This window comes from Synechococcus sp. CS-205 (genome assembly GCF_025128255.1).
Lineage (GTDB): Bacteria > Cyanobacteriota > Cyanobacteriia > PCC-6307 > Cyanobiaceae > Regnicoccus_A.
The window spans coordinates 134,035-140,685 of record NZ_JAHLZB010000049.1; the positions used below are offsets into that span (position 1 = coordinate 134,035).

Annotated in this window: 8 protein-coding genes; 1 reads left to right on the plus strand and 7 read right to left on the minus strand. The window is 66.1% G+C overall.

Annotated elements, in window-relative coordinates:
- Window positions 1-3: 3 nt before the first annotated feature.
- Genes KQ297_RS12265 through KQ297_RS12285 form a run of 5 tightly spaced genes read right to left on the minus strand, consistent with a single transcriptional unit; the run spans window position 4 to window position 3,994 of the window.
- Window positions 4-519 carry a YqeG family HAD IIIA-type phosphatase gene (locus KQ297_RS12265; protein ID WP_259739657.1) on the minus strand — a complete coding sequence of 172 codons (516 nt, stop codon included), beginning with the start codon at window positions 517-519 and terminating at the stop codon, window positions 4-6.
- Window positions 516-1,085 (minus strand): DUF3727 domain-containing protein, encoded by a 570-nt coding sequence (locus KQ297_RS12270; RefSeq protein WP_259739658.1) that lies wholly within the window; start codon window positions 1,083-1,085, stop codon window positions 516-518. The genes KQ297_RS12265 and KQ297_RS12270 overlap by 4 nt, the downstream gene beginning before the upstream one ends.
- A 19-nt stretch (window positions 1,086-1,104) precedes the next feature.
- A complete protein-coding gene (ruvX, locus tag KQ297_RS12275) occupies window positions 1,105-1,590 on the minus strand; it encodes a Holliday junction resolvase RuvX (protein WP_259739659.1) in 486 nt (161 codons plus the stop codon).
- Window positions 1,587-2,720: a hypothetical protein gene (locus KQ297_RS12280; RefSeq protein WP_259739660.1), complete on the minus strand. Its 1,134-nt coding sequence runs from the start codon at window positions 2,718-2,720 to the stop codon at window positions 1,587-1,589. The genes ruvX and KQ297_RS12280 overlap by 4 nt, the downstream gene beginning before the upstream one ends.
- Window positions 2,721-2,773: 53 nt before the next feature.
- Window positions 2,774-3,994 carry a F420-0:Gamma-glutamyl ligase gene (locus KQ297_RS12285; RefSeq protein WP_259739661.1) on the minus strand — a complete coding sequence of 407 codons (1,221 nt, stop codon included), beginning with the start codon at window positions 3,992-3,994 and terminating at the stop codon, window positions 2,774-2,776.
- A gap of 112 nt (window positions 3,995-4,106) precedes the next feature.
- On the opposite strand from KQ297_RS12285, the gene KQ297_RS12290 reads away from it, so the two are divergent.
- Window positions 4,107-5,489: a PhoH family protein gene (locus tag KQ297_RS12290; protein WP_259739678.1), complete on the plus strand. Its 1,383-nt coding sequence runs from the start codon at window positions 4,107-4,109 to the stop codon at window positions 5,487-5,489.
- A 246-nt stretch (window positions 5,490-5,735) separates the two neighbouring features.
- On the opposite strand, the gene KQ297_RS12295 is transcribed toward KQ297_RS12290, so the two are convergent.
- On the minus strand, window positions 5,736-6,152 hold the full coding sequence (locus KQ297_RS12295; RefSeq protein WP_259739662.1) for a hypothetical protein: 417 nt from the start codon (window positions 6,150-6,152) through the stop codon (window positions 5,736-5,738).
- A gap of 72 nt (window positions 6,153-6,224) precedes the next feature.
- A partial coding sequence (locus tag KQ297_RS12300) for an integrase core domain-containing protein (RefSeq protein ID WP_259739663.1) occupies window positions 6,225-6,651 on the minus strand: 427 nt, incomplete at its 5' end.

A 6,651-nucleotide genomic window follows, 5' to 3' on the forward strand; every position in this document is an offset into this window, starting at 1 on the left:
CGGTCATCGGCTCCATTCGGTGCCCACCATCCGCGCCAGGCTCACTTCAAGGCGTTGCAGGCGATCCTCCGGGCAGGGCTGCCCTTCGGGACCCAGCGGTTTCACCAGGACGGTGAACAGGCCGAGGCGGTTTCCCACCAGCACGTCCGTGAACAGGCGATCGCCGGCCAGGGCCACCTGCTCGGGGGGGAGGGCAAGGTCGGCCAGCACCCGCCGCAGGGCACTGCGGCGGGGTTTGCCGGCGGAGGTGGTGTAGGGCAGATCCAGCCGCTGGGCCACCGCCCCGATCCGCCGCCGGGAGGGATTGTTGCTGAACAGATGCAGTCGGAGGTTGTCCTTGGCCTGCCGCAGCCAGGATTCCATCACCTGGGGCATCTCCGACTGGCGGCGGGGCAGCAGGGTGCGGTCCACATCCAGCACCAGGGCCCGGATGCCTCGATCGAGCAGGTCCTGCAACGGCATCTGGGCCAGGGTCGTGGTCAGGACCCAGTCAGGACGGAGCAGATGCTGCAGCTTCACCCAACGATCTCCCGGTCTTCGAGCTCGGCTTCGATGCGCGGCTGCACCCGCTCGAATTCCTCCCCTTCCACCAGCTCCGCTTCATTGTTCTGCATCCGGGCCACCACGAAGAACGGATCGAGGGGGATGTAGAGCCCGTATTCGCGGTCTTCGGCGCGGAACTGGATCAACATTTCGTAGAGATCGGTCTCTTCGTCGCCGTCGCCCTCCCCCTGGAGGTCGTCCTCCAGGTCATCGGGATCGGGTTCCTCCAGCTCTCCGCTCACGGTCAGGGTCACGGCCGAGCGCACCAGGGTCAGGTCGTGCTCCTGAAGCACCACATCGGCCACGGTGAGGATCGACTCAGCGGCATTGACCTCCTCGATCACCTCGTCTTCCTCGTCGTCACCCTCGGCCATGCGAACCAGGCACACCGGGGTGTCCACCGGCGTGAGCAGGGCATAGTCGTGACCATCGAGTGGGATCAGCTGCTCGAGGAAGCAGAGCAGCTGGCGGTTCTGGCCATCACGAACGAGCACCGTGGGTACGTCACCGGATCCTGTGATCGACGGTCCTTCGGCACTCATGGGGAATCAGCAGGTCCCATCAGAATGTCTCAGCGCCTGCCGGCCGGTCGAGATTCGGTGTCGCAGGCCTGACCGGATGGGGTTCTGGTCCCTCGTGCAGCCACTGCTCCAGCAGCAGGGCCGCCGCCACGCTGTCGAGCTGGCCGCTGCGGTCGCCGTGGAGCCCGTGACGCTCGCCGGCCTCCCAGCTGCTGCCGTGTTCATTCACCCAGGCCAACGGCAAGGAAAGGGCCAGGGCCAGGCGCTCGCCGTAGCGGCGGCAGTGCTTGGCCTGAAGGGTGGGCTGCTGGTTGGCATCAAGGGGAAGACCCACCACCAGGGCCTGGACCCGCCGCTGCGCCACCAGATGGCGCAGCCTTTGGAGATCCGCTGAAAATGCTCCCCGACCCAGGGGGGGCAGGGGGGTCACCGTGAGGCCGAGCGGATCGCAGCCCGCCAGTCCGATCCTGCGACGACCCACGTCGAGGGCCAGCACCGAGCGGGGCGGAGGCGCCTGGCGGCTCACCGCTCGGTGCCGAGAGACTGGGGGGCATGGTGGCCTCCCACCCCGCGCTGCAGGGGGGTGGGAACGGGCCTGCGGCGCGGCTTGAACGGATCGAGAACCGTGTCAAGCCGCCAGGACTGGCGGCTGAGCAGCCGCGACCCCTGGCGCCTCCAGACACTGCGGGCCATCAGCAGCTCCTCCCCTTCCGCCACGGCTCCCAGCTGGCTCAGCCAGTGTTCCCGCTCATGGTCGTCACTGTCGCTGCGCAGCCGCAGGGGGGAGATCCCGCCGGCCAGCTGCCGCACCAGGCCGGCCAGGCTGGGGCCATAGAGATGGGCCCAGCCGGGGTGCAGGGTCACCTCCAGCTCCGGCGGACCCAGGCTGCGGCACCGCAGCCGCCGCACGGCCGCCACGGCCTGCTGGCGGCTGGGATCCACCCAGAGCAGACCATGGCCCTCGCTCTGATCGAGCACATCCTCGATGCGGCGATCCAGCAGCTGCCGCAACCGGGCCGGGCAGGTGGCCTGCTCCAGGTGCCAGAGCAGGGGAGCGCTGCGGCGATTGAGGGGCCGCAGCTGCAGCTCACCGCCTGGCAGGGTGCTCGCCGGCGGGGCGGTGCCGGATTCGATGGGATCTGGATCCCAATACCAGAGCGTTTCCAGGAGCAATGGCTGGAACCCCTGCTCGCGCAGCAGGGCCAGGCGATCCTGGTTGCCGGCGGGAACCCTTGTGATCCAGCTCGAGGCCCCCGGGCAACGGCGGAGGGCCTCGCGCAGGAGGGCCCCCTCCACCTGCCGCGGGCTTGGGGATCCCGGCTCGCTCAGGGCCTGGCGGCAGAGCCGCAGCTCCTCCACCCCCCAGCAGCTGCCGCTGCGGTTGAGCCGCCGCACCACCCCCAGGCCGAGCAGGCGATCGCCGCCCTGGTGGGCCACCAGCACTTCAGGGGCCAGGGGCGGACGCCGCACCAGGCTGCTGAGCAGTCGCTCCGGGGTCTGCAGCAGCAGGGCTTTCTGCAGCAGGGGCTGCAGATCGAGAACGGCCGCATCCTGCAGGTGCGGCAGCATCCAGCCCTGCAGGGGGTCGACCTGCACCTCCTCGCCGGCGGCGAGTGGATCACCACCAGGGGATCGGGTTGGCGTGGGGTGACGCACGGAACGACCGCTGATGATCAACTGTATCGGGACGAGACAGGTCTCCTCAGGCCTCAGGCGGGTCGCACCAGCACCAGAGGTGTGCGTTCGTTGGCGTTCCCCGCCGGGTTGGGACGCAGGGCACGCCGCAGCAGGTCCTCGTCGCAGCCGGCACTGGAGGCCAGCACCTTGACCCGCCCCAGATCGTTGACGTCGACGACGGCCACGGGCACGCCGAGGGCCAGAGCCAGCTCCTGACAGCAGCGTTCGGGCTTGTCGGGACCCAGCACGATCGTCTGGTCATAGGGAGGGGTGGTGCCGGTGATGTCGTCGATCAGGCGGGCCTGGTCACCGGCAAGCCGGTAGAAGCCCCCCTTGCTGCCCACCACTTTCATCAGGCTGCCGGCCAGCCAGGCGCAGAGAACCCTCGCCGGGCCGACCGTATCGATCAGGCTCTGCAGGCCGCAGGCCGTGGCCAGGCTGCTGGTGGGATGGAAGACGCGGCAGAGCAGCCGGGCCAGGCAGGAGGGCTCCACCATGGCGGGGTGCTGGTAGCGGCCCTGGATCACCGCCAGGGGGGTCTCGCCGATGGTGAGGATGTCGCCGGAGCGCAGCACGGGTCCGGCGTAGCGGCGCAGCACATCGGCGGGATCATCGAGAACCCCCAGCAGATGGGTGGGCACCGGCAACACCTGGCAGCCGTCCCCCTCACGCCAGGCCGCTGTGGCCGGATCGCGCGGTTGGGGATGGCGCACCGGCACCAGGAAGCCCTGGCGCCGCTCCAGGCGCCCGAAGGGTCCGTAATTCACCCAGACCACCTCCAGCCAGAGGGTGTCGAGCAATTCCTGCAGGAGGGTGTGGCGCTCCTCCGGGCTCGGTGCGTTGGCTCCACCCGCCAGGCTGATGCGCACCGTGGCTCTGACCTGGGTGCTCTTGTGGCCCTTCACGATGTAGGCCGCCCAGTAGCCATCGGCCCGACTCGACTCGTCGGGGTGATCGGCGACGACGCTGCTGGCCACGCGCAGGTGGGAGAGGTCTTCCCGGCCGAGCACGGTGGCGCGCAGCTCCAGCTCGGGAACCATCACCTCCATGCGGTGATGGGGATTGTCGATGCGCAAGCTGCCCTCAAACGTCACCGAGCCCTCATCGGTCCAGCGGGTGCTCCAGGGGCCCGAACTCAGCCGCAGGGGCGAGGCCGGCCGCAGGCGGTGGCGCAACTCCAGCCAAAGCAGGGTGAGGCCGAACAGCAGCGCCAGCAGAAGCAGCGCGCAGAGCGTTGGGGGCAGGGACGGCAAGGGGCAGGGGCGCCGAAGTCAGCGGGAGCGTAAGCCGTGCCCGGTTTGCGGTGCTGGTGGGGTGGACACCGCTGCGGCCTAGGTTCGATGCCTGGCCATTGTGGCGCGGGTGGTGAAGAAGACCTTCGTTCTCGACACGAACGTGCTCCTGCACGATCCACTGGCGATCACCCGCTTCGAAGACAACACGGTGGTGATCCCGATTGAGGTGGTCGAGGAGATCGACCGCTTCAAGCGGGATTCCTCCGAGAGGGGCCGCAATGCCCGCCAGACCTCCCGCCTGCTGGATGAGCTGCGCGCCAAGGGCAACCTCTCCGAGGGGGTGGAGATCAACGCGGAGCACCACGGCCTGCTGAAGGTGGTGTTCTGCCGCAGCGAAACCCTCGCCCAGCTGCCGCCGGAGCTGAAATCCGGCAACGGTGACAACAACATCCTGGCGGTGGCGCTGGAGCAGCGCCTCCAGGACGTGATGGGCAACCATCCCCCCGTGGTGCTCGTCACCAAGGACACGAACCTGCGCATCAAGGCTGATGCGGTGGGCCTGATCGCCCAGGACTACAGCACCGACAAGGTGGCGATCGCCGACCTGTACCCGGGCTTCAGCTCGTGGGTGGTGACGGCAGAGCAGATCGACCAGTTGCACCACCAGGGATCCCTGGCCCTGGACCAGCTGCCGCCTCGGTTGCCTCCCCAGCCACCGCTGCTGCCCAACGAAGGGGTGACCCTGGTGGATGCACTGCAACCCCAGCATACCCTGCTGGCGCGGGCGGATGGGACCGCCACGGGTCTGCGGCCCCTGCAGAAGGTGACGCGGAACAAGCTGGGGCGGGTGAGCCCCCGCAACCGGGAGCAGACCTTCGCCCTCGACCTGCTGCTGGATCCCGCCGTCAGCCTGGTCACTCTGGTGGGCAAGGCCGGCACCGGCAAGACCCTCCTGGCCCTGGCCGCCGGGCTGCATCAGGTGGCCGATGATCACCTCTACGACCGTCTGCTGGTGACCCGGCCGGTGATTCCCCTGGGCAAGGACATCGGCTTCCTGCCCGGTGATCTCCAGGAGAAAATGGGCCCGTGGATGCAGCCGATCATCGACAACCTCGACTACCTGCTCGGTGGCGAGGACGCCCCGATGGGCAGCCTGCGTTCCAGCCGGGGTCCGCGCAACAACTGGTCGGATCTCAAGGGGATGGGCCTGTTGGAGGTGGAGGCGATCACCTACATCCGCGGCCGCTCGATCCCGCGCCAGTACATGGTGGTGGATGAGGCGCAGAACCTCACGCCCCATGAGGTGAAGACGATCGTGACACGGGTGGGGGAAGGCACCAAGATCGTGTTCACCGGTGATCCCTACCAGATCGACAATCCCTACGTGGATGCGGACAGCAACGGCCTCACCTGGCTGGTGGAGCGTTTCAAGGGCCAGCGGCTGGCGGGCCATGTGACCCTGCTCAAGGGCGAACGTTCCCCCCTGGCGGAGCTGGCGGCGAACCTGCTCTGAGTGCTTCACCCATTGTCCGGGCGCAATTTGTCCGGGCGCAATCGCCACTCTGCCGGTATGGACGGCATCAGTGCAGAAGATCCATTGTGTCGATGATCAATCAGGACGGCCAGGTTGTCAGTGAATTCGGCCATGGAGGTGTTCGTGCTGTCAACGCCCAGATCAGAAGCGGGTAAGAATCTTGGCATAGACGCCAGCCTAGGCTCCCGTCTTTTGGATCTGGATGTTAGGCTTGCTTGCATGCGCTTACGAATTGAAGTGACGGGTCATTCTGGTGCTTAACTCAACAACCACTGAAAGCATTCTTTGAATATCTTCATCTGTAAAAGATGGCATTCGTGTATAGGTAGCATGCCACTGTCCGTTCATTGTCTTTGAGACGTGCGGCAAGCTGCTTTCAAGGAAGCCATAGTCTTCTAGTGGTATTTGAAGCATAGATGCAATCGATAAGCCCCTCAGAATATCTAGGTATTGCGAAACATAGCCAAAGCCATTTATGCCCGTAGTTCCCGAGCTCTTATTCAAGACCCTATCAATACTAGCCAGATTCCTCGAGGCTCTTGGCACAAGCTTATCTAGTCTGCCTAGTAGCATTGCTTTTGCAATGGCTAAGTGGCTGGCGGCATCTTCTAGTTCAGACTCCTGTTTAAGACGCTCAACCACCTTCAGTTCTTCGCGTACATCACCATATATTACCGGTGACTTTCAGGGAAGGTGTCACTCCTTGGCTGCCATTCAGGCGGCCTCGATTAATGGTAGCGCGAGGATCGGATCTGGTTCCTCTGATGGCTTGTTGATCCACACTTCTTCGGGTTGACGCCAGCAGCGGGTGCTTCTGCTCCAGCGTGCTGGATTGGTCTGGCGGGCCTTCTCGTAGACCTCGGCTCGCTGCTGGCAAATGGCCTTGGCGGCTCCACTGTGACGCTGATGGGGCGTGACGAATTTGATGCCGCTGTGGCGGTGCCGGTGGTTGTACCAGTCGACAAACGCCGCCACCCACTCGCAGGCCTCATCTTTGCTGTCAAACGGCCGACTGGGGTAGTCGGGCCGGTACTTGACCGTGCGGAACAGGGATTCCGAGTAGGGGTTGTCGTTGCTGACGCGCGGCCGCGAGAACGATCGCAGCACTCCCAGTTCCTCCAGCCGGCTCTCCAACGTGGCC

Bases quoted from the DNA above. Each gene is read 5' to 3' on its own strand.
- KQ297_RS12270 (WP_259739658.1), bottom strand. From the start codon at position 1,085: ATGAGTGCCGAAGGACCGTCGATCACAGGATCCGGTGACGTACCCACG.